The following is a 19,733-nucleotide window of genomic DNA, read 5'->3' as shown; positions in this document are numbered from 1 at the left end:
CAGGAAAAAGGCCGATGCGAGCGCATCGGCCTTTTTTTATCGTGCTCGCTCGCCCCGGCTAGCGGGAGGCGGGCGCGGCGCGCGCCGCATCGCCCTGGCCGGTGCGCGTGCGCGTCAGCGCGAGCGCCACCGCGAGGGCCGCGCCGGCGATGCCGGCCGCCGCCCAGAGGTTGGCCACGATGCCCAGATGATCGACCACCCGGCCGCCGGCCCAGGCGCCCAGCGCGATGCCGCTGTTGAACACGGTCACGCACATGGCCGAGGCGATCTCGATGGCGCGCGGCGCGGCCTGCATCATCCAGTTCATCACCGCCACCGACACGCCGCCATACGCCAGCCCCCAGAACAGCAGGGCCGCGCCGCCGCCCGGCGCGCTGTCGCCCACCGCCAGGAACAGCAGCGGCGTGAGCGTGAGGCCGGCCGCGATGGCGATCAGCGTCGGCCGGATGTGGCGCGCGGCGGCCAGCCCCGCCACGAAATTGCCGCCGATGCCGGCCACGCCGTAGCCGAACAACAGCGCGCCGAGCCAGTGCGCGTCGAACCCGGCATGGCCGGTCAGCAGGGGGCGCACGAAGGTGAAGGCCATGAAATGCGCGGCCACCAGCAACAGCGTGAGCAGCAGCCCGGCCAGCAGGGCGCGGTTGCCCAACTGCTCGCGAAACTGCGACAGGCTCGCCGGGCGGCCCGCAGGCAGCCGCGGCGTGACGGCGAGATGCAGCGCCAGCACCAGTGCGGAAAAGAGCGCCATCGCGCCGAAGGCCCAGCGCCAGCCGGCCCAGCCGCCGATCGCCGCGCCCAGCGGCACGCCCATCACGGAGGCGGCCGCCACGCCGCCGAAGATGATGGCGGTGGCCAGCCCGATGTGGTGCGCGGGCACCAGCCGGGCCGCCAGCCCGCCGGCGATGGCCCAGATGCCGCCGATGCAAAAGCCCACCAGCACGCGCGCGGCCAGCATCCAGCCCATGTCGGGCGCGAGCGCGCAGGAGGCGTTGGCGAGCACCATCAGGCCGAGCAGCCCGCACAGCAGGGTGCGCCGGTCGGTGCCGCCCGCCGCCAGCACCACCAGTGGCGCGAACAGCGCGGCCAGCAGGGCGGGCAGCGAGAGCAGCAGGCCGGCGGTGCCGGTGCTGGTGTCGAGCGACGCGGCCACGGGCGTGAGCAGGCCGACCGGCAGCATCTCCGTCGTCACCACGGAAAAGGTGGCGAGGCTGACCGCGCCGACGGCGGCCCAGGGGTGTTTGACGGCAGGGGAAGACGAGGTATTCATGTGCAGAGAGACAGTCGATGAAACGGTTCAGGCCTGTGCCATGCCGGCCGGTTGCGCGCGCAACCGGTGCTGCGCCAGCCAGGCCAGCGCGATCACGGCGGCCGCGCCGCCCAGCGCCACCGCGAAGCCGGCGCGCGCGCCGTACAGGTCGACCACCTGGCCGGCCAGCGCAGCGCCCGCGGCCACGCCCACGTTCAGGCCGGCCAGCAGCCAGCTCATGCCTTCGGTCAGGTTGCGGTCCGGCACCAGGCGCTCGACCAGCGACATCGCCACGATCAGCGTGGGGGCAAACGCCAGGCCGGCCAAGAGGACGGCGCCGGCCAGGGGCGCGATGGTAGCAGCCTGCGTCAGCGGCACGGTGCTGGCGGCGGTCGCGATGGCGCCCCACCACAGCAGGCGATGCAGCGGCGTCTGCAGCCGCAGCGCCCCGAAAACCAGGCCCGCCACGCAGGATCCGAGCGCGTAGGCCGCCAGCACCAGGCTGGCGGCGCCCGGGCGGCCCTGCGCGCCGGCGAATGCCACACTCACGATGTCGACCGTGCCCACGATCACGCCCATCGCCGCCATCAGCAGCGCCAGCCACCGCATGCCGGGCGCGGCCAGCACCGGGCGCGCGCCACCGGCCTGCGGATCCGGCGCCACCGGGGCGGGTTCGGTGGCGCGCTGCCCGACCAGCGCGGTCACGCCGAGGGCCAGCAGCAGCGCCGCCGCCAGCAGGCCGGCCTGCGGAAACAGCGCCACGGCGAGCCCGATCGACAGGGGCGGCCCGGCGATGAAGGTGAGCTCGTCCACCACGGTTTCCAGCGAATAGGCGGTCTGCAGCTGCGGCTGGCCGCGGTAGTGCGCGGTCCAGCGCGCACGCACCATGGCCGACATGCTGGGCATGCAGCCCGCGAGGCCCGCGCCGATGAACAGCGTCCAGACGGGCGCGTCGCGCCACGCGCAGACGAGCACGAGCAGCAGCCCCGCGATGCACGCGGCGCTTGCCAGCGGCAGGACGCGGCGCTGTCCGTGGCGGTCGACCCGGCGCGATACCTGGGGCGAGAGCAGTGCGTAGCTCAGCACGAAGGTGGCCGACACTGCGCCGGCCAGCGCATAGCTGCCGTACCGCTGCGCCAGCAGGGTGATGATGCCGATGCCGGTCATGGGCAGCGGCAGCCTGGCGACCAGGCCGGCGAGGGCAAAGGCGCGGCTGCCGGGCAGGGCAAACAGCGCGCGGTAGGCGTCGAGCATCGGGAACTCCGGTGTAGCTCGCTTGCCATGCGGTGGCGCGGCAAGCGAAAATACATACGAGGCGTATGAATAGCGATCATATATACATACGCGCTGCATGTAAATAATCATACGGTACGTATGTAAAGGAATTTCATGGTTCGACGCACCCGCGCCGAGATGGAGGCCACCCGCGCCACCCTGCTCGCCACCGCCCGGCGCTTTTTCGCCGAGCGCGGCTACGCGGATACCTCGATGGACGAGCTCACGGCGCACGCCGGCCTCACGCGCGGCGCGCTGTATCACCACTTCGGCGACAAGCAGGGGCTGCTGGCCGCCGTCGTCGCCGAGATCGATGCCGAGACCGACGCGCGGCTGCTGGCCGCGTACGCGTCGGCACCCGACCCCTGGGAAGGTTTCCGGCGGCGCTGCCGCGCGTATCTGGAGATGGCGCTCGAGCCGGAGATGCAGCGCATCGTGCTGCGCGACGCCAAGGCGGTGCTGGGCGGCGCCTCGCCCGACGCGCATCGGCACTGCCTGGCCTCCATGGCGAGCCTCATCGCCAACCTGATGGCCGAGGGCATCATGGCGCACGCCGATCCCCAGGCACTCGCCTCGCTGATCTACGGCAGCGTGGCCGAAGCGGCGTTCTGGATCGCCGAGGGCGAGGACGGCGGCGCGCGGCTCGTCCAAAGCGTGGCCGCGCTCGACCTGCTGTTGCGCGGCACGCGGGTCGCGCCCTAGCGCGCGACCCCTGCCTACAAGGTGCCGAGAAAGGCGACCAGCGCCTCCAGTTCGGCGGGCGAGAGCCGCAGCGGCTGGATCAGCGGCGTCTGCGGCGCGGCGACCGGCGCATCGGCGGGCACGCGGCCCGAGGGCATGCCGGCGTTGTACATGCGCACCACCCCGATCAGCGACGGAAAGATGCCGTTGTGCATGTAGGGGGCGGCCTGCGCCACGCCGCGCAGGCTGGGCGTGCGGAACGCCCCGGCGTCGGCCGGCGCGCGGGTGAATTCGTAGCGGCCCAGATCCTGGTTGCGGCGGCCCGCGAACGACAGGCCGATGTTGTGCAGGCGGTGGTCGGTGAGCAGCGGGCCGCTGTGGCAGTTCATGCAGCGGGCCTCGGTGCGAAACAGGTGCAGGCCGATCATCTCGCGGTCGTCCAGGGCCGCGGTGTCGCCGGCCAGGAACCGGTCGAAGCGCGTGGCGGGCGGGCGCAGCGTGGCCACGAAGGCGGCGAGCGCGCGCGCCATGCGCTCCACATCGATCGCGCCGGCGCCGTAGGCGGCTTCGAACAACGGGCCGTATTCCGGCAGCGCCGCCACGCGCGCCCGTGCCTGCGGCAGCGCATGGTCCATCTCGCGCGGATCCGCGATCGGCCCCAGCACCTGCTCCTGCAACGAACCGGCGCGGCCATCCCAGAACAGCTGCGGCGCGAAAGGTGCTGCGAACAGCGGCATCGAACGGCGCCGCCCCATCAGGCCATCCGCGCCCACCGCGAGCGCGCGGCCATCGCCGAACGAATGCTCCGGCCGATGACAGCTGGCACAGGACACCGACTGGTTGCGCGACAGGCGCGGATCCGCAAACAGCACCGCGCCGAGCGTGATCACGGCAGGGTTGCGCAGGTCGGCATTGAGCTGCGCCTGGCCCGCATTGTCGGCCGTCCAGGTTTCGGGCGGCGCGCTGGCCGCCGGCACCGCGCCCCACTCGCGCGCCGTCACGCCGGCGTCGATGCGCGGCGCGGGCCAGTGTCGCGGCACGTCGGCATACAGCCCGCGCAGGCAGCCCGCGTCCCAGCCGCCGTCGTCGGCGCGGCACGGGGGCGCGGAGGGCGCCTGTGCATCCGGTTGCGCGCGCAGCGATGGCGTCGCCGCGCTGGCGACGAGGGCGATGGCCACGAGCGCGCAGGCACGCCACCGGATCGCAGTGAACGCCAGCATGGGACTCTCCTCAGAAGCGGTAGCCGACCTGCAGCCAGATCTCGCGGCCGGTGCGATACAGGCTCAGGTCGTCGTTGCGATTCGGCGCGGTGACCGTGAGCTTGGGCTGCTGATTGAGCACGTTGAGCACGTCGACGGAGAGTTCCAGGCCGCGCGCGAAGGTGGGCTCCCAGATCAGGCGGGTGTCCCAGGTCCAGTACGAAGGCGGCCGCACCGATTCGTAGCGCGCCAGATAGTCGGGGCGCGGGCCCAGGCCGAGGTACGCGATCGCGTTGCGCCCGCTGCGCCAGCGCGCGTCGTTGTTCCAGGTCAGCCCGATGGCGGGCCAGCGACCCGTGAGGCTCAACACCACCTGCTGGGGCTGGTTGAAGTTGTTGGGCGGCAGGTTCGCGGCCGTGATGCGCTGGCCGTTGTAGATCACGTAGTCGTCGGGCGCGTAGGCGCCGTCTTCATAGCCCGTGACGATGTCGGTGTTGCGCTTGCTGCGCTGATAGCTCCAGCTCGCGCGCGCCGTCCAATACGTCGGCCCCACGCGCCAGGGTTCCTGATTCACGATGTTCAGCATCCACGAATCGGTCTTCGACCAGCCCTCGTTGACGTACTCGTAGCCATTGCGGCTGTCGCCCGTCTTGGTCAGCTGGTCGCGGCCGCTGCGGTGCACGTAGCTCAGCGTGCCTTCCATGCCGAGCGCGCGCTGGCGCAGCGAGAAGGCCCATTCGTCGTCGTACGGCGTGCGCAGGCCGTCGTAGCGGGTGAACTCGGTCCGGTCGCTGGCCGCCACCGGGTTGCCGCGCGAATCCAGCACCTGGCGCCGCAGCTTGCTGATCTCCTCCTGCATCATGATGTTCAGCACGTACGAGCCGTAATAGCGCGCCCAGCCCGCCGACAGCACGGTGTCGCCGGTGCCCAGCGCGTCCCAGTCCAGCCGCGTGCGCGGCGAGAGGTTGGTGTTGCCCAGCAGCGTGTCGCGATCCATGCGGGCGCTCGCGGTCAGCGCCACGCGGCCCCATTCGACGCGGTCCGACGCATACAGGCCGAGCGTGTGATATTGCTTTTCGACGGTGCCCTTGAGGAAGTGCTGCTTGCTGTACTCGCGCGAGCTGCCGTCGGCCTGGCGCACCGAACGATACGAATACGCATCGGCGTAGCGCTCGAAGTTGAAGTCGACCTGCTCGGCCTGCACGCCCGCGTAGAGGTTGTGGCGCAGGAAGCCGGTGTCGATCGGATCGAGGTCCACGCGGGTGGCGAAGGTGAGGTTCTGCTGCGCCTTCTCTTCCTTGCCGAATCCGCCCCACACATACTGCGGCCGGCGATCCCAGAACTGCTGCGTGACGAACTCGGTGGCCTCCGAGGACCGGTTGCTCACGAACTTGTCCCAGCCGGCCTGCACCGACACGCGGCCGCCCTTGAACCGGTGATCGAGATTCCAGCCCAGCCCGCGCGCCGCATGCCGGTTCTCCCAGCCCGTGTCGCGGAAGAAGTTGCTGACCAGCTCCTCGCGCCGGTCGCTGTACTTCACCACCAGGTCGCTCACCGTGTCGCCCGAGAAGCGGGTGGAGAACTTGCCGAGGAAGTTGTCGACGCGATCGTTGAAGCCTTCCTGGAAGACCTGCGCGGCGCCGTTCTGCTCGCCCATCCGATAGCGCTGAATGGTGGATTCGCGCCGCGACATCGACAGCACCGCGCCGCTGTTCTCGGTGAAGGACACGTCGCCCACGGCGGTGTAGAAGCGCTTCTTCCACTCGGGCGCGTAGCCCGGCTCGCCCTGGTTCCAATCCTCCGCCTCGCCCTCGGCGATGTTCTGCTTGGTCATCTTGGAGGTGTTCCAGCGGTAATCCACCGACAGGTGGTTTTCGCCGCTGGGCCGGCGCAGCCGGGCGTCGACCACGCCGCCGGTGAAGTGGCCGTACTCCACCGGAATGGTGTTGTCGAGCACGCGCACCGAGTCGAGCAGGGCGGTGTCGACGAAGTAGGCCTGCGCGTTGCTCGGGATGTTGCCGACCTGCAGGTTCAGGTTCTTGCTGGCCGGATCGAGATTGCTGCTGGCCGACACGCCGTCGATCTGGAACAGGTTCTGGTATGGGCTCGCACCGTGAATCGAGATGTCCTGCACGTTCATCGAGCCGCGATTGTTCGAGGCGTCGGTGTCGCTTCCCAGGCGCACGGCCGGCGCGGTCGCGATCAGCGAGCTCAGGTCGCGGTTTGCCGTGGGCGTGGCCGCGATCTCGGCGCGCGTGTAGACGCGCTCCTCGGGCGACTGCCCCAGCACCTCGACGGTTTCCAGCCGCGCCACCGAAAACGCGTTGGTTCGGTCGGCGTAGATCTGATAGCGGTTGGGCCCGTCGGGCCGCAACTGCAGTCCCGAGCCCCGCAGCAGCTGGTTCAATGCGTCCAGCGGCGTGAGCGTGCCCCGCACCGGCGGCGCCATCTTGCCCTCGACCGCCTGCGGCGCGAACGCCAGTTCGACGCCTGCCTGTTCGCCCAGCGTCAGCAGCGCCGGGCCCAGCGCCTGGGCGGGAAGATCGATCGCGACGGCGACGGCATGGGTCTGGGCCTGTGCGGCGGGCAGGGCGGCGAGCGCCACGCTCAGCAGCAGGGCGGCGCGTGCGGCATGGCGCGCCGGGCGTGCGGTCTTCATGGATGGTCCCTCGGGTTCAATGTCATCGCGGGTATGACGCCCGGGGGCCGCGGCACCTCAGTGCCGACCTCATGAATAATTTATATCGATTCTCATTTACCGATTGACGCGTGACCGGCGCGACGGCCCTCAACGCAGCCAGAGCAGGCCCGGCAGCTCATGGAACGCCACCGGCTGCGGGCCCAGCAGGAAGGCCAGCGCGCGCCGCGGATCGGCGGTGTTGACCGTGCCCGAGACACGGATGCCGGCGAGCGCATCGTTGGTGAGCAGGATGTGGCGCGCGCTGTACGACTGCAGCCGCGCCACCGCCTCGGCCAGCGTGATGTCGTCGAAGCGCAGCAGACCCTGGATCCATGACGGCGCCGCGCCGGGCGTGCCGGCCTCGCGCTGCCACTTGCCCTGGCGCAGTTGCGCGCGCTCACCCGGCGCGAGCGTGAGGGCCTGGGCCGGCTCGCACACCGTGCACAGCACCGCCACCTCGTGTTCGTACACCGTCACGCGCATGCCTTCGGGCGGCAGGGCCACGTCGAAGCGCGTGCCGAGCGCGGTGGCCGTGCCCTGGCCGGTGCGCACGGCGAAGGCGGCCATGCCGGCACCGCGCGGCCGCACCTCGAAGAACGCGCGCCCGCGCAGCAGCGTCACGGTGCGCCGGCCCTGCGCGAAGTCGAGCCGGATCGCGCTGCCGGCGTCGAGCACGGCGAGCGATCCGTCGGGCAGTACCACGCGTTCGATGCGCGCCTGCGCACGGTAGTCGGGCGCATCGTAGGCGGCGCCGCCGAGCGCGCCGCCCAGCACGACCAGCGCGAGCAGGCCATTGGCGATGGCGCGCCCGAGCCGGCGGCGCGGCCGCAGGGCGTCGGGCTGCACCCGGCCCAGCGTGCCCCAGATGCGGCTCAGGCGATCGAAGGCCGCGGCGTGCTGCGGACTTGCGGCATACCAGGCCTCGAAGGCGGCATGGGTCGCGCTGTCGCATTCGGTGTCGCTCAGGCGCACCACCCAGCGCGAGGCGTCTTCGCGGATGTCGCGCAGCGGGTCGGCGCCACCGGGGGCGGGCGCGGCGGGCAGCGGAATCATGCCTGCAGCACCGCGTCGCAGGCCAGCAGGACGCGCATCATGTGCTTTTCGATCGCGCTCACCGAGATGGCGTAGCGTTCGGCGATGGCGCGATAGGTCAGGCCCTCGTGGCGGTGCAGGATGAACACGTCGAGGCTGCGTGTCGGTTGCGCGAGCAACACCGCCTCGAGCCGCCGCAGCGTCTGGCGCATCGCGGCCACGTCGAGCGTGTCCGCCTCCATCTGGCCGGTGATGCCCTGCGCATAGAGCTCGGTCGCGCTGCGCTCGCGCGCCAGGCGCCGGTGCCAGTCGGTGGCGATGTTGGCCGCCACGCGGAACACGTAGGCGCGCTCATTGTCGGGGCGGGTGCGGTCGCCGAACTCCGCCAGCTTCACCCAGGTGTCCTGTGCGCAGTCCTGTGCCGTGTCCCGGGAGCCCGTGCGCAGCGACAGGAAACTGAGCAGCTCGCGGTAGTGATGCAGGAAGACGTTGGTGAGCACGGACATGGCGGTGGGGCGCAATGGGCCGGTGGGGCGAACGTAGGACTAACGGAAGCCGCCAAGTATAAATGATAATTATTCCCATGTATGCCGGAATTGTTGTGTATGCAACGAGGCGGGCGCACACCGGCGCATTCGGCGCGTCCTCGTCCAACGGCGGGCGGGCCGGTGCCGGCGCAGCGGCGCTGGGCCGCCGGACGTAAAAACGCCGCCCGGAGGCGGCGGTTTTACAGGCGGTCGCGGCGGATCAGGCCATGCCCTGGTCGATCTCTTCGAGCGACTGCTGCAGCTCCAGCCACTGTTCCTCGAGCTCGCCCATGCGTTTGCCCACTTCGCCGTGCTCGGCCATGATGGCCTGGCGCTCGGCGCGGCGCGCGTCGGTGTAGAGGTCGGCGTCGGCGATCAGTGCATCCAGCTCGGCCAGGCGTACCCGCGCCGTCTCCATCTGCGTCTCGACCTTGGTCAGCTTGCTCTGCAGGGGCTTGCGCAGCGTCGACAGGCGCTGGCGCTCCTCGGCCTCCTGGCGGCGTTGCGCCTTGCGGTCGACCGAGTCACCGGCCTCGCCGCGCGCCGCAGGGGATGCTGCGGCACGTTCCTGCGCGTTGCGCGTGGCCAGCCAGTCGCGGTAATCCTCCAGGTCGCCATCGAACTCGCGCACGACGCCGTCGGCCACGATCCAGAAGCTGTCGACGGTGGTGCGCAGCAGGTGCCGGTCGTGCGAGACCAGCAGCATGCTGCCCGAGAACTCGGCCAGCGCGGCCGCCAGGGCCTCGCGGGTTTCGACGTCCAGGTGGTTGCTCGGTTCGTCGAGCAGCAGCAGGTTGGGGCGCTGCCACACGATCAGCGAGAGCGCGAGGCGCGCCTTCTCGCCCCCCGACATCGGGCCGACCTTGCTGGTCACGGTTTCGCCCGAGAAGCCGAAGCCGCCCAGGTAGTTGCGCAGCTCCTGCTCGCGCACCTCGGGCGCGAGGCGCGCCAGATGCTGCAGGGGCGTGCCGTCCAGGTCCAGCATGTCGAGCTGGTGCTGGTGGAAGTAGCCGATGGCGAGGCCGCGCGAGGCGCGGCGTTCGCCGGCCTGCACCGGAATCTCCTCGGCCAGGGTCTTGATCAGCGTGCTCTTGCCGGCGCCGTTGGCGCCCAGCACGCCGACGCGCGCGCCGGCGCGCACCATCAGCGTGACGTCTTTCAGGATCGGCGCCGCGCCATCGGGCCCGCCGTAGCCGGCCGACACGTGCTCGAGCGTGAGCAGCGGATCGGGCGTGTGGTCGGGCGAGGGGATGCGGATGTCGATGCCGGCCTCGGCGTGCAGCGGCGCCAGCGTTTCCATGCGCGCGAGCGCCTTGACGCGGCTCTGCGCCTGCTTGGCCTTGGAGGCCTTGGCCTTGAAGCGGTCGATGAAGCCCTGCAGGCGCGCTGCCTCGCGGCTCTGGCGTTCGATCGCGATCGACGCCTGCCGCAGGCGCTCGGCGCGCTGGGTCAGGAAGTCTTCGTAGCCGCCCTTGTAGCGGATCAGCTTGCCGTGATCGAAGTGCAGGATCGCGCGCGCGACCGCGTCGAGGAACTCGGTATCGTGCGAGATCAGCAGCACGGTGCCCTGGTAGGCCGCCAGCCATTTCTCGAGCCACAGCATGGCGTCGAGGTCCAGGTGGTTGGTCGGTTCGTCGAGCAGCAGCAGTTCCGAGGGCGCCATCAGCGCCCGCGCCAGCGCGATGCGCATGCGCCAGCCGCCGGAAAAGCTCGCCACCGGGTTCATCCATTCGTTCGGCTTGAAGCCCAGGCCGGCCAGCAGCTGCTCGGCGCGCGACGCCGCGCTCCAGACGCCCGCTTCGGCCAGCGCCGCCTCGGTCTCCGCGATCTGCGTCCCCTGGTCGTCGCGCAGGGTGGCGCGCAACGCCTGCAGCTCGCGCAGGTGCACGTCGCCGTCGATGACGAACTCGCGCGCCGGCCGGTCGTCGGCGGCAATCTCCTGCTGCACGCTGGCGATGCGCCAGCCCGACGGCAGGTCGAGATTGCCGGCGTCGGGGTCGAGCGCGCCGGTGAGCAGCGCGAACAGCGACGACTTGCCGGCGCCATTCTTGCCGACGAAGCCGACGCGTTCGCCGGGATGCACCACAAATTCCGCGCCGTCCAACAGCACCTTGGTGCCGCGGCGCAGGGTCAATCCTGAAGCACGTATCACAGCGTCAGTTGCTCGCGGGTAAGCAGCAGGATCTGGTCGCTGGCTTGCGCCGTGTCGAGCCAGACCGGATGCAGATCGGGGAAGGCGGCCTCGAAGTGGTCGCGCTCATGGCCGATCTCGAGCACCAGCACGCCCTGTTCGCTGAGATAGCGCGGCGCGGCCTCGAGAATGCGGCGCACGAGATCCATGCCGTCGGTGCCGCCGGCCAGCGCGAGCGTGGGCTCGTGGCGATACTCGGGCGGGAGCGCATCCATCGAGCCGCTGTTCACGTAGGGCGGGTTGCACACGATCACGTCGTAGGCGCGCTCGGGCAGGCTGTCGAACAGATTGCTCTGGTGCAGCGTCACGACGTCCTGCAGACCGTAGTCGTCGACGTTGCGCCGCGCGACGGCCAGCGCATCGGGCGAGAGATCCACGGCATCGACCTGCGCGTAGGGGAAGGCCAGGGCGGTGAGGATGGCAAGGCAGCCCGAGCCGGTGCACATGTCGAGCGCCGACTCGACCGCGCCCGGGTCCTGGACCCAGGGCGACAGGCCTTCGTCGAGCAGCTCGGCGATGGGCGAACGCGGCACGATCACGCGCGCGTCGACGTAGAAGCGATGGCCGCGCAGCCAGGCCTCGTTGGTGAGGTAGGCGGCGGGCTGGCGTTCGGAGACGCGGCGGTCGATCAGGTCGAGCACGCGGTCGCGTTCCTTGGCCAGCACGCGTGCGTCCAGGAAGGGGTCGAGCGTGTCCAGCGGCAGGTGCAGGGCATGCAGCACCAGGTAGACGACCTCGTCCCAGGCGTTGTCGGAGCCATGACCCAGCGCGACCTGCGCGCCGTTCAGGCGCGTCACGCCGTAGCGGATGAGATCGCGCAGGGTCTGGAGTTCTTGGCGGTCAGTAGTGGCCATGTCGGATTCAGCGCGCCAGCAGGAGGTTTTCCAGCGTGCGGCGATAGATGTTCTTGAGGGGTTCCAGGCTGGCCAGCTCGACGCGCTCGTTGACCTTGTGGATGGTGGCGTTGCCGGGGCCGAACTCGATGACCTGCGGGCAGATCTTCGCGATGAATCGGCCATCGGAGGTGCCGCCCGTGGTCGAGAGCTCGGCGGTCACGCCGGTTTCGGCCGCGATGGCCTGCACCAGCGCATCGGTCAGCGAGCCGCGCGGCGTCAGGAAGGGTTCGCCGCCCAGCTCCCAGGCCAGGTCGTATTCCAGGCCATGCTTGTCGAGCACCGCATGCACGCGCGCTTTGAGCGATTCGGGGGTGCTGGCGGTGGAGAAGCGGAAGTTGAACTGCGCGACGGCTTCGCCCGGCACCACGTTGGTGGCGCCGGTGCCCGCGTTCAGGTTCGACACCTGGAACGTGGTGGGCGGGAAGTACTCGTTGCCCTGGTCCCATTCGATGGCGACCAGCTCGGTGAGGGCGGGGGCGAACTGATGGACCGGATTGCGCGCCAGGTGCGGGTAGGCCACGTGGCCCTGGATGCCCTTGATGGTGAGCTCGCCCGAGAGCGAGCCGCGGCGGCCATTCTTGCAGATGTCGCCCAGCACGGCGCCCGACGTGGGCTCGCCCACGATGCAGTAATCGAGCTTCTCGCCGCGTTCGCGCAGCGCATCGCACACGATCACGGTGCCGTCGATGGCGGGGCCTTCTTCATCGGAGGTGATCAGGAGGGCGATGGAGCCCTCGTGATCGGGGTGGGCCGCCACGAATTCCTCGGCCGCCACCACGAAGGCGGCGATCGAGCTCTTCATGTCGGCCGCCCCGCGGCCGTACAGGAACCCGTCGCGCTCGGTCGGCACGAACGGATCGCTTTCCCATTTTTCACGCGGGCCCGGCGGCACCACGTCGGTGTGGCCTGCGAACACCGTCACGGGGCCGCGCGTGCCGCGCTTGGCCCAGAGGTTGGTGACGCCGCCGCGCGCGATGGTCTCGCACGTGAAGCCGATGCGCGTGAGGCGGTCGGCCAGCAGCTTCTGGCAATCCACGTCGGCCGGCGTGACGGACGGGCGGGCGATCAGGTCTTTGACCAGTTCCAGTACGGCGTTGCTCATCAGGCCCTCAGCAGCTCATTGATGCTGGTCTTGGCGCGGGTCTGCGCGTCGACACGCTTGACGATCACGGCGCAGGCCAGGCTGTGCGAACCGTCTTCCGAGGGCAGCGAGCCGGGCACCACGACCGAACCCGACGGCACGCGGCCGTAGGTGATCTTGCCGGTGGCGCGGTCATAGATCTTGGTGCTTTGCGACAGGAACACGCCCATGGCCAGCACCGAGTTTTCTTCGACCACGACGCCTTCGACGACTTCCGAGCGGGCGCCGATGAAGCAGTTGTCTTCGATGATGGTGGGGTTGGCCTGCAGCGGCTCGAGCACGCCGCCGATGCCCACGCCACCCGAGAGGTGGACGTTCTTGCCGATCTGGGCGCACGAACCGACGGTGGCCCAGGTGTCGACCATGGTGCCTTCATCGACGTAGGCGCCGATGTTCACGTAGGAGGGCATCAGCACGACGTTGCGGGCGATGAACGAACCGCGGCGCGCCACGGCCGGCGGCACCACGCGGTAGCCGCCCGCCTTGAAGGCGGCGTCGCCGTAACCGGCGAACTTGGTGGGGACCTTGTCATAGAAGGTCAGGGGATCGGTGCCCATCACTTCGTTGTCGCTCAGGCGGAACGACAGCAGCACGGCTTTCTTGATCCATTGGTGCACGGTCCACTGGTCGTCGATCTTCTCGGCCACGCGGAGACGGCCCTGGTCGAGGGCGTCGATGGTGTGTTCCACGGCTTCGCGCACGGCGGCGCTGGCGTCGGAGGGAGACAGGTTGGCCCGGTCGTCCCAGGCTTTTTCGATGGTGGTCTGGAGGTCGAGAGTCATGACGGCTCGGTTAGGGGTGGGAGGAAATGAAATCAGACGTGGGTCTGAACGAAGTGCACGATGCGTTCGGCGGCCTGGACGCATTGGTCCAGCGGCGCCACCAGCGCGATCCGGATGCGGCCCGCGCCCGGATTGACGTTATGGGCATCGCGCGCCAGAAAACTGCCAGGCAGCACGGTAACACCGGTGCGGCCATAGAGATCGCGGGCGAAGGCCTGGTCGCAGCCCGGCGTGCGTGCCCAGAGGTAGAACGAGGCCTGCGGCATGCGCACGTCGAGCACGCGCGACAGGATCGGCGTGACCGCTTCGAACTTGGCGCGGTACAGCCGGCGGTTTTCCTGCACGTGGGCCTCGTCGTTCCAGGCGGCCACGCTGGCCGCGGCGAACACGGGGCTCATGGCGCTGCCATGGTAGGTGCGATAGAGCAGGAAGCGCGCCATCAGCGCGGCGTCGCCGGCGACGAAGCCCGAGCGCATGCCCGGCACGTTCGAGCGCTTGGACAGGCTCGAGAAGACCACGAGATTCTTGTAGTCGTCGCGGCCCAGGCGGCGGGCCGCCTGCAGCCCGCCCAGCGGCGCGTCGCCCTCGTCGAAATAGATCTCGGAGTAGCACTCGTCGGAGGCGATCACGAAGCCGTGGCGGTCGGACAGCTCGAACAGGCGGCGCCAGTCTTCGAGCGGCATGACGTTGCCGGCGGGATTGCCGGGGGTGCACACGAACGCCAGCCGCGTCTGGCGCCAGACCTCGTCGGGCACGTCGTTCCAGTCGGGATTGAAGTCGCGCGCCGGATCGGCATTGAGGAAGTACGGGCGGGCGCCGGCCAGGACCGTGGCGCCTTCGTAGATCTGGTAGAACGGATTCGGGCACACCACCAGCGAATCGGCGCTCGGATCGATCACGGCCTGCGTGAAGGCGAACAGCGCCTCGCGCGAGCCGAGCACGGGCAGCACCTGCGTGTCGGCGTCGGGCGCGGGGATGCTGTAGCGCCGCGCCAGCCAGTGCGAGATCGCCTCGCGCAGCGCCGGCGTGCCCTTGGTGGCCGGATAGACCGACAGCCCGTTCAGCTCGGCGGCGATGGCCGCGCCGACCAGCGCCGGCGTGGCGTGCTTGGGCTCGCCGATCGACAGATTGATGGGCGCGAGCCCGGCCGGCGGCGTGCCGGCCGACGCCAGCAAACCACGAAGTTTTTCAAAGGGATAGGGATGCAGGGCATCGAGACGCGGATTCATAGCGCACGATTTTAACAAGCAAGCTACAATAGAGGGCTTGGCCTTTGCGAAGGTGGCGAAATTGGTAGACGCACCAGGTTTAGGTCCTGACGCCGTAACAGGTGTGCGGGTTCGAGTCCCGCCCTTCGCACCAACCTCATTCTTCTCTTTGCCGGCCTGACGCCGGCAATGTCCCACACCCCCGTAGCGCGGCGGCCCCCCAAGGCGCGCCAGCCCTGCCATGCCCGCAGCCCGCTGCGCAGCCACGCCTTGTAGCGACACGCACTAACGACACCCACTGGCGACACGCAGTGGCGACACCCATCAGGACGCCGGTCAGGACACCCACGCCCGCAGCGCTTGGCCGCCAAACCCACGGCCGCTCGCACCTGTCCGCTGCCCCAAACAAAGGTGTCAGACTGCAATTTCCAGCCGCGGCGACGGCCAAATAAAGGTGTCAGACTGCATTTTTCCTGAAGGCGTGTCCGCCGAAAATGTAGTCTGACACCTTTGTTTTGGCGCCCGGAACTTTCCCGCGGCGGGCGTCACTCATCGGGCGTCAGGAACAAGGACTATCGATGACGACTCCCCTCGCGCTCAACACGCCGCTCCCCGCCCAGGCCCTCGACCGCGGCGCGATCGATCTGGCGACGCCCGCTTTCAAGCTGGCGGTCTTGTTGGAGCGCTACCAGATGCTGCACGACGAGGTGATGCAGCAGGCCGAGAAGGTGCAGGCGCTCAACACGCAGCTGCGCACGCTGGGCCAGGAGAAATCCCTGCTGCTCGAGGCCGGGGTGGCCGGCCAACCGGCGACCGCTCAGAGGGAGGCGATAGACAAGGAAATCGCCCGCGTCGCCGGCCAGCAGTCCAGGGAGGCGTCCCGCCTCGAAGACATGACGCAACACCTGACGCTCGCGCTGGAGGCGCTGAAGGCAGACGCATCGCTCCTGTCGAACGCCTCGCGTGACGCCCTCGGCAAGCTGCCGTAGCGAATCCCCGCGGCGCGACCAACCACGCAACCCGCTCCAGCAATCCTCGCCGCCTCTGCGTGAACCGCCCGTCCAGGGCACACCAAACAAAGGTGTCAGACTGCATTTTCCCGGCCCCTGTAGCCCCGCCAATAAGGTGTCAGACTACATTTTTTGCTGCCGGCAGGCGGCCCCATAAAGGTGTCAGACTGCATTTTTCCAGGGCCGGCTCGGTCGAAAAATGCAGTCTGACACCTTTGTTTTGGGGCGGAAAATTGCAGTCTGACACCTTTGTTTTTTGCGGGAGGTGGGGGAAGCAAGCGGGGGCGGGAAGGGGGGCGGGGGTGTGGGCGGGGGTGTGGGCGGGGGCGCCCCTACAGGCATGGCGGTTGCTGCGACTCCTGGGACTAGCATTCGGGAGACAAGGCATGCACCTGGTGATCATCGACGCGTCGGTCATCGTGAATCGTGTGCAGTACGTTTTTGCCACCGTCGGGGAGGCGCAGGCGTTTGCCCTGTGCCTGAAGTCGAGTCAATCCGTCGACGCGTGCCTGCAGATTCATCATCCGGTCGCGGTGATCGAGCCGAAGGCGTAATATTCCGGACGCATGCCGAGGGCTGAACCTCGCGTTCCAGGAGTAACCGTGTCTGTTCCGTTCGAGATCGAGGTGTCCACGCTGGTGTCCGGAAAATTCATCGGACGTGTCAATATTCCCTTCGATCTGGGAGAGGGGCGGCAGGCGTGGTACTCGCACGCCACGGAGCCCGTGCGCAGCGCTGCCCAGGCCCGCGCCGATGCAGAGGCGCTGGTGGCCGACACGCAGAAGGCCTTCGAAAAGCTGGGCTGGTAGCGCACCGCGCTGTCCAAACGCCCAAGAAAACGCCGGCTTGCGCCGGCGTTTTTACTGCCCCGGGGTCAACCACTCCCCCGGTTACTGCGCTGGACCGTACTGCGTACTACCGGTCCAGAGAACGGATCGTTCAATTCGCCTGGGGCGGGTAGTCGAGGTCGCCGAACGTATAGGTGCCGTTCGCCTTGGCTTGGGCCAGCTCGGCCTTCACCTCGGCGCGCGTCTTGCCGGCGCCGTTCGACGCCTGCACGGGCGGGTAATCGTTCTCGCCGAAGGTGTAGGTGCCGTTGGCCTTGGCCTGGGCCAGCTCTGCCGCGATCTGGGCGCGAGTGGGCGCATTCTGATCCACATGACCGTAGACGCCCTGGAACGGGACGTTGTTCGGCTCGATGTTGTCCGACGCGTAGGCGCCGGCGCTCAGCACGGCCATGGACAGGAACAGGGCACTGGTAAGGGTCTTCATCGTATTTCCTCCGATTCGCTTGGATCTGGGATCCGGACTTGGCGGGGAATCCCGTCGCAGTTCGTTGTTTGCTTCCCAATGACTGCATTGTGCGCTTCGGAAGACTAGGGATAAACCCGGATTATTGGAAAGGATTATCCCATTTAAGAATGCAATAACAGGACTGGTTCACTATTGATGCGCGTCATGGGATTTGCGGGCCGCGAGCAGACCCGCGCTGGCCGCGCGAGGTGCGGCCGGCGCCGATGGCAGGCGTCCGATGACACCAATGACGGGACGAAGCGGGGTGCGGAGGCAGGGGGGGGCGTCAGCCGGTCGGGCAGCTTTGCGACAGGCGGTCCAGGCCCTGCGACATCTGGATGAAGTCGGCGCCGCTGCCGTCCGCGGGCACGCGCACGATGTAGATCGAATCGAAGTCACTGCCGCGCCAGCGGGGCACCGCCGACGCCGGCCCGCCGTGGCGCCCGAGCAGATCCCGGACGGCGGTCACCAGCGCGTCGTGCTGCCAGGCGATCACCACGGTCTGTCCGCGCAAGGCGGGCGCATCGAGCGCGGCCACCAGGGCGGCGGGATCGTTGTAGCCGATCTGCGCGTTCACCGGCAGGGTGTAGCGCACGGCCAGCGGCTCCACAGTGGCGAGCGCCCGCACGTAACTATAAGACTTGCCACTGTCCTCGTTCTGCGAGGCGGGCGAGGGCGCGAACACGGCCTGCGGCGGGCCCACGCGCAGTGGCAGCCTGTCGGCCAGCGCGATGGCGCGATTCAGTCCGCGGCAATTGAGCTGCCCCAGCCCGCTGATCGGTTTTTCCGCATGCCTGATGAACACGAAGGTGGTGGCGCCGGGCGCCGGGGCGAGACTCGGGCCCGGGTCGTCGAACCAGGACATGGGCGAGACCGACGCGCATCCCGCCAGCGTCAGCAGCGCCGCGGCGCTGGCACCTTGCGCCATCCGGCGGGGCCACGATCGGGCCGTGCGGTCAGGGGAGAGGGGCAAAGAAACGTGCTTGGGCCGTTTGGGCATGCGTGGTGGGGTGCGCCGGTTGTCTCGCCTGGTGAATGGGACCATTCCGCCTAGCATTCTGCGTCCTGGTCGAAGGTCGCCGCAATAGGGGTCGGGTACGAAACTTGCCCTTGGCCCACCCGGCGCGGGCGGGCATCGGGAAGGTCCGCATCCCAGGAACCCGAGCCCGAACCGCAATCTGCGCAAACGCCCCGTTACATAGGTGTTTTTTCGCAACACTGTTGCGTCACCTTTGAAATGAACCCGGAAAACAGGTTTGTCTGACACATTCGGGGCCAGAGTCACTCGCTAGAATAAATCTGTATTTTGTATAGAAAATAATCGGTGCAATAGTGTTGCTCCGACAGTTCATTCACTCGAGGACGGATCGATGGCATTGGCAAAAGCGTATCTGCGGCTTCCCCAGACTTTGACTCTCACGCTTGCGACCGCGGCCGCTACCGCGTGGGTCGCACCGGCGGCACAGGCTCAGTCGGCGGCGCAGCTCATCCGCGCGGAGGTCAACCGGCGCGCCGCCGAAGGCGTCGCGATGGGGCAGACCGGTTCGCTGTTGCTGCTGGAATCGGAGCTGGGCGCCGCCTCGCAGCGCCAGGGCGAGCTGCGCAACGGCGGCCGCGGCGGGCTGTGGGCGCGTGCGGGCGGCAGCCGCTTCAAGGTCGATGGCGATGACGCCGGCCAGTTCGACAACGACGTGGGCTACGGCGCCATCGGCGGCGACTACGGCTGGGACCTGTCCACCGGCAAGCTCTACCTCGGCGCCTTCGTCGGCCTCGGCTCGGCCGACCAGGACGACAACGACATCATGAAGGGCAAGAGCCGCACCAAGTATCTCGGCACCTACCTGACCTATGTCGACACCAGCGGCTTCTACGTGGATGCCGTCAGCAAGGTCGGTCGCATCAAGGACGAGGTGAAGTTCGACCTGCCGGCAACCTGGGCACCTACAGCGACAGCAACAAGCACACCACCTACACCGGCAGCGTGGAGCTGGGCTATCACTACAAGCTCGAGAACCAATGGTTCGTCGAGCCGCAATTGCAGGCCATCTACACGCGCAGCAGCCAGACCTCGGTGCAGGGCCGCGCCGGCCTGCGCGCGGGCCGCGACTTCTCGCTCTCGTCGGGCACCACCGTGCGCCCCTACATGACCGCGTCGTATCTGCACCAGTTCTCCAACGACGACAAGATCAAGTTCGGCAACACCACCTATGACGTCGAACTGCCCGGCGACCGCTGGCAGCTCGGTGGCGGCGTGCAGGTCGACTCCGGCCCGCATCGCGGCTTCGCCGATCTGCGCTACGGCCGTGGCGACATCGTCAAGCGCGAGCTCACGCTGAACGTGGGCTACGCCTTCCGCTTCTGATCGCATCGCAGGCGGCGCGCCCGCCGGGTCGCGTCCACCCGCTCGCGCAGCCATCGAGGCGGCGCGAGCGGGCGGGTGCCTTTGCTGCCGCGGCTGGTGCCTCAGGTGCCGCCGCCTCTCGCTGCGATGAGGCCTACCGTCGGCGCCATGCGCCCGCTCGGCGGCTCGCGCCGGGGCGCCACCCCTCGGTTCCGCCCTCGCGCCGTGCGG

General features: G+C 69.0%; 18 protein-coding genes, 1 tRNA gene and 1 pseudogene. 7 read left to right on the top strand and 13 right to left on the bottom strand.

The features are described from left to right. Positions 1–58: 58 nt before the first annotated feature. Both CEG14_RS14465 and CEG14_RS14460 read right to left on the bottom strand, forming a co-directional pair. A complete protein-coding gene (locus CEG14_RS14465; RefSeq protein ID WP_094827033.1) occupies positions 59–1,267 on the bottom strand; it encodes an MFS transporter in 1,209 nt (402 codons plus the stop codon). 27 nt (positions 1,268–1,294) lie between these two features. After that, positions 1,295–2,500, bottom strand: coding sequence for an MFS transporter (locus tag CEG14_RS14460; RefSeq protein ID WP_094827032.1), 1,206 nt, complete (start codon positions 2,498–2,500; stop codon positions 1,295–1,297). A gap of 135 nt (positions 2,501–2,635) precedes the next feature. Here CEG14_RS14460 and CEG14_RS14455 point away from each other — a divergent pair, with 135 nt between their 5' ends. Further along, positions 2,636–3,223, top strand: a complete 588-nt coding sequence (locus tag CEG14_RS14455; RefSeq protein WP_094827031.1) for a TetR/AcrR family transcriptional regulator — start codon at positions 2,636–2,638, stop codon at positions 3,221–3,223. Positions 3,224–3,237: 14 nt separating this feature from the next. Here the strand turns inward: CEG14_RS14455 and CEG14_RS14450 are convergent, their stop codons facing one another. From CEG14_RS14450 to dapC, 9 genes are all read right to left on the bottom strand, one after another. After that, a complete protein-coding gene (locus tag CEG14_RS14450) occupies positions 3,238–4,422 on the bottom strand; it encodes a cytochrome-c peroxidase (RefSeq protein ID WP_094827030.1) in 1,185 nt (394 codons plus the stop codon). 10 nt (positions 4,423–4,432) lie between these two features. Then, a complete protein-coding gene (locus CEG14_RS14445) occupies positions 4,433–7,060 on the bottom strand; it encodes a TonB-dependent receptor (RefSeq protein WP_094827029.1) in 2,628 nt (875 codons plus the stop codon). Positions 7,061–7,189: 129 nt separating this feature from the next. After that, positions 7,190–8,134, bottom strand: coding sequence for a FecR family protein (locus CEG14_RS14440; RefSeq protein WP_094827028.1), 945 nt, complete (start codon positions 8,132–8,134; stop codon positions 7,190–7,192). After that, entirely contained in the window at positions 8,131–8,619 is a 489-nt protein-coding gene (locus tag CEG14_RS14435) for an RNA polymerase sigma factor (RefSeq protein ID WP_094827027.1), read from the bottom strand. Before CEG14_RS14435 ends, CEG14_RS14440 begins: the two co-directional genes overlap by 4 nt. Positions 8,620–8,860: 241 nt before the next feature. Beyond that, positions 8,861–10,792, bottom strand: coding sequence for an ATP-binding cassette domain-containing protein (locus CEG14_RS14430; RefSeq protein ID WP_094827026.1), 1,932 nt, complete (start codon positions 10,790–10,792; stop codon positions 8,861–8,863). After that, positions 10,789–11,685, bottom strand: coding sequence for a 50S ribosomal protein L3 N(5)-glutamine methyltransferase (gene prmB / locus CEG14_RS14425; RefSeq protein ID WP_094827025.1), 897 nt, complete (start codon positions 11,683–11,685; stop codon positions 10,789–10,791). The genes CEG14_RS14430 and prmB overlap by 4 nt, the downstream gene beginning before the upstream one ends. A 7-nt stretch (positions 11,686–11,692) precedes the next feature. Beyond that, positions 11,693–12,832: a succinyl-diaminopimelate desuccinylase gene (dapE, locus tag CEG14_RS14420; RefSeq protein WP_094827024.1), complete on the bottom strand. Its 1,140-nt coding sequence runs from the start codon at positions 12,830–12,832 to the stop codon at positions 11,693–11,695. Continuing rightward, complete coding sequence (dapD, locus tag CEG14_RS14415) at positions 12,829–13,650, bottom strand: 2,3,4,5-tetrahydropyridine-2,6-dicarboxylate N-succinyltransferase (RefSeq protein ID WP_094827023.1); 822 nt, start codon at positions 13,648–13,650, stop codon at positions 12,829–12,831. The genes dapE and dapD overlap by 4 nt, the downstream gene beginning before the upstream one ends. Positions 13,651–13,682: 32 nt before the next feature. Then, positions 13,683–14,879, bottom strand: coding sequence for a succinyldiaminopimelate transaminase (dapC, locus tag CEG14_RS14410; protein ID WP_179280601.1), 1,197 nt, complete (start codon positions 14,877–14,879; stop codon positions 13,683–13,685). Between the two features lie 46 nt (positions 14,880–14,925). Here dapC and CEG14_RS14405 point away from each other — a divergent pair. The 4 genes from CEG14_RS14405 to CEG14_RS14395 all read left to right on the top strand — a co-directional run bounded on the left by CEG14_RS14405 (position 14,926) and on the right by CEG14_RS14395 (position 16,677). Next, positions 14,926–15,012 (top strand) — tRNA-Leu (locus tag CEG14_RS14405). 424 nt (positions 15,013–15,436) lie between these two features. Next, positions 15,437–15,847 carry a hypothetical protein gene (locus CEG14_RS14400; RefSeq protein ID WP_094827021.1) on the top strand — a complete coding sequence of 137 codons (411 nt, stop codon included), beginning with the start codon at positions 15,437–15,439 and terminating at the stop codon, positions 15,845–15,847. Positions 15,848–16,254: 407 nt separating this feature from the next. Beyond that, positions 16,255–16,422, top strand: a complete 168-nt coding sequence (locus tag CEG14_RS26370) for a hypothetical protein (protein ID WP_176461501.1) — start codon at positions 16,255–16,257, stop codon at positions 16,420–16,422. A gap of 48 nt (positions 16,423–16,470) precedes the next feature. Beyond that, a complete protein-coding gene (locus tag CEG14_RS14395; protein WP_094827020.1) occupies positions 16,471–16,677 on the top strand; it encodes a hypothetical protein in 207 nt (68 codons plus the stop codon). A gap of 130 nt (positions 16,678–16,807) precedes the next feature. Here the strand turns inward: CEG14_RS14395 and CEG14_RS14390 are convergent, their stop codons facing one another. Both CEG14_RS14390 and CEG14_RS14385 read right to left on the bottom strand, forming a co-directional pair. After that, positions 16,808–17,140, bottom strand: a complete 333-nt coding sequence (locus CEG14_RS14390) for a DUF4148 domain-containing protein (protein ID WP_094827019.1) — start codon at positions 17,138–17,140, stop codon at positions 16,808–16,810. A 307-nt stretch (positions 17,141–17,447) separates the two neighbouring features. Beyond that, positions 17,448–18,089, bottom strand: a complete 642-nt coding sequence (locus CEG14_RS14385) for a hypothetical protein (protein ID WP_094827018.1) — start codon at positions 18,087–18,089, stop codon at positions 17,448–17,450. A gap of 442 nt (positions 18,090–18,531) precedes the next feature. On the opposite strand from CEG14_RS14385, the pseudogene CEG14_RS26755 reads away from it, so the two are divergent. Further along, positions 18,532–19,017, top strand: a pseudogene (locus CEG14_RS26755) (autotransporter outer membrane beta-barrel domain-containing protein); the annotation flags it as partial. Positions 19,018–19,094: 77 nt separating this feature from the next. Continuing rightward, positions 19,095–19,523, top strand: coding sequence for an autotransporter outer membrane beta-barrel domain-containing protein (locus CEG14_RS26750; protein ID WP_094827016.1), 429 nt, complete (start codon positions 19,095–19,097; stop codon positions 19,521–19,523). Positions 19,524–19,733: the final 210 nt, after the last annotated feature.

The organism is Bordetella genomosp. 1 (genome assembly GCF_002261335.1).
Taxonomy (GTDB): Bacteria; Pseudomonadota; Gammaproteobacteria; order Burkholderiales; family Burkholderiaceae_B; genus Bordetella.
This window is presented reverse-complemented; position numbering and strand designations above follow the sequence as displayed.

Coding starts and splice junctions, on each gene's coding strand:
- CEG14_RS14455 (WP_094827031.1), top strand. CDS start 2,636: ATGGTTCGACGCACCCGCGCCGAGATGGAGGCCACCCGCGCCACCCTG.
- CEG14_RS26370 (WP_176461501.1), top strand. CDS start 16,255: ATGCACCTGGTGATCATCGACGCGTCGGTCATCGTGAATCGTGTGCAG.
- CEG14_RS14400 (WP_094827021.1), top strand. CDS start 15,437: ATGACGACTCCCCTCGCGCTCAACACGCCGCTCCCCGCCCAGGCCCTC.
- CEG14_RS14440 (WP_094827028.1), bottom strand. CDS start 8,134: ATGATTCCGCTGCCCGCCGCGCCCGCCCCCGGTGGCGCCGACCCGCTG.
- CEG14_RS14445 (WP_094827029.1), bottom strand. CDS start 7,060: ATGAAGACCGCACGCCCGGCGCGCCATGCCGCACGCGCCGCCCTGCTG.
- CEG14_RS14465 (WP_094827033.1), bottom strand. CDS start 1,267: ATGAATACCTCGTCTTCCCCTGCCGTCAAACACCCCTGGGCCGCCGTC.
- CEG14_RS14435 (WP_094827027.1), bottom strand. CDS start 8,619: ATGTCCGTGCTCACCAACGTCTTCCTGCATCACTACCGCGAGCTGCTC.
- CEG14_RS14390 (WP_094827019.1), bottom strand. CDS start 17,140: ATGAAGACCCTTACCAGTGCCCTGTTCCTGTCCATGGCCGTGCTGAGC.
- dapC (WP_179280601.1), bottom strand. CDS start 14,879: ATGAATCCGCGTCTCGATGCCCTGCATCCCTATCCCTTTGAAAAACTT.
- CEG14_RS14460 (WP_094827032.1), bottom strand. CDS start 2,500: ATGCTCGACGCCTACCGCGCGCTGTTTGCCCTGCCCGGCAGCCGCGCC.
- prmB (WP_094827025.1), bottom strand. CDS start 11,685: ATGGCCACTACTGACCGCCAAGAACTCCAGACCCTGCGCGATCTCATC.
- CEG14_RS14385 (WP_094827018.1), bottom strand. CDS start 18,089: ATGGCGCAAGGTGCCAGCGCCGCGGCGCTGCTGACGCTGGCGGGATGC.
- dapD (WP_094827023.1), bottom strand. CDS start 13,650: ATGACTCTCGACCTCCAGACCACCATCGAAAAAGCCTGGGACGACCGG.
- CEG14_RS14450 (WP_094827030.1), bottom strand. CDS start 4,422: ATGCTGGCGTTCACTGCGATCCGGTGGCGTGCCTGCGCGCTCGTGGCC.